The 1,795-nt window shown below is 44.7% G+C and carries 1 protein-coding gene; it reads right to left on the bottom strand.

The annotated features are described in order from the left end of the window. Nucleotides 1-46 precede the first annotated feature (46 nt). The coding region (locus tag PROVRUST_RS18355; protein ID WP_006816407.1) for a DUF2345 domain-containing protein at nucleotides 47-1,795 on the bottom strand (1,749 nt) is incomplete at its 5' end.

Here is a 1,795-nt window from a genome sequence, read left to right as displayed (position 1 = left end):
CATATAAATTCCTTAAAATGAAATGAACATATTTAATAGCTACAAACTATTTTTTATTGTTAAATTCAATGTTCAATTTATCGAGACCTAATCCTTTTTGCTCAGATACGTTTCCTAATGTGTCACTAGCACTAGAACTTTTAGCACCGTCAGCAATAATGCCAACAGGATGTGATAAATCAATTTGTGCTTCTTTGTCATAACTCACAAACTGAGGCTTAACTGCAAACTCAGAGCTTTCCCAAGATTGCATTGCAGTATTAATACTTTGCCCTCCGAATTTTTGCCACACAGCCCCTCGTTCAATGATTTTATCAGGTGCTGCGCATTCCACAGAACCGTCAGCAATACGGATATAACCACCGCCACTGGTTAAAATGATTTCTTTTTTAGCCTTGATAATGACTTTGCCATCATGACTGCTGATGCTTAAATCTTTTAATGCATCTAATGACATTTCGTCGTGTTGAGCTTCGATGGCAACTTTACCTTGGTTAGCAAAGATTTTAATGCCTAACTTTTGGGCAAATAGACTAATAATTTCACCTGCCGCAACCGTAAATTTTTTAGCAATGCTAAAATCGGTGCTTTTCTGTGCGGTTGCAATAATGTTTTCACCTGATGAAAATTGAATACTCTTAGGGGATGTATGTGCAATACCTTCAGGAGAGGAAACAAGCAGAGCAGATTGCTGAAGTTCATTGAGTGTTTCAGACAGTAAGACTTTTTGTGTTTGCAAATCAGCGAGCTCAGCTTTTGCAACGTTAGCGGCCTCTTTGAGCGATTCTGTCAGTTGCTGTGCTTGTTTTAACTGAGCGACCGCCTCTGCCATCGCCAACACATCTCCACCGGCTTTATCCTGCTTGTCGGTGGTAATAAACAACCCTTTGCCCGCACGAATTGCGCCCCAGCTATCTGTGCGTAACTCGAAACCGTCACCGCGTTGTTCGCGTTCGGCGTTCACCAAATGCCCAAGGTTTAACTGGGTTTTTCCGCCATATTCGGTGCTGAGCTTAATATGCTCTTGCCCGCGTTTATCCTCCATGCGCAGTTTGTTATTCGCAGGCGTACGGATCACATTGCGAGTGTTATTTTTATCCGTCACGTGGTCGGGATGACGGGAGTCATGCAGTGCGTGAGCGATATAAGGACGATCAGGATCACCTTCATGGAAGGCGATAGCGACTTCAGTCCCTTGAATTAGCGGGAAATGCATCCCGTAAGTATCGCCGGCGTAAGGTTTTGCCAAACGTACGGGCATACTTTCATAACCCTTAGTTTTATCATCACGATCTGCATCGAATTTAACCCAATAAAAGCCATGCTCATCTTGATGAGCATAAATATCTTGGTCTTTTACGCTGGTGACGCGCGCCATTAATGTTCCAGCAATGATAGGGCGTGGTTTGAGTGCAGGACGCCAGCACAGTGACTCAGTATAAGGCACAGCATCAAAACGCACGGTCAGCGCTTTGTCACGGCTGGCGGTAAAACGTAGGCGAGTAATTAGAATTGGCGATTTGAATACGCTGGGTAACGTCGAGCTGAGCGGGTTGTCTTGAATACTTAGCACTAATAATGGCGTCAGATCTGCTGCGCTACTTTCTCCGCGTAGTAAAGTCTGACGAGCCAAAAAACGCTCGTGATCGAGTCTTGCCCAGAAGTTAGCGGTTTCCGTTTCAGGGCGAATTTTATCCCCACGGGTTAGGTGGCGGCCTTTATAGTGGTAAACATCCCCGTAGTTGGTTTTCTCTCCATCACCGCGGGTCATGTCTGCAACGGCGGAGATTAAGGT

The sequence above is a fragment of the Providencia rustigianii DSM 4541 genome (assembly GCF_000156395.1).
GTDB lineage: Bacteria > Pseudomonadota > Gammaproteobacteria > Enterobacterales > Enterobacteriaceae > Providencia > Providencia rustigianii.
The sequence above is the reverse complement of the archived record's forward strand: the minus strand, read 5'-3'. Positions and strand labels throughout refer to the sequence as shown.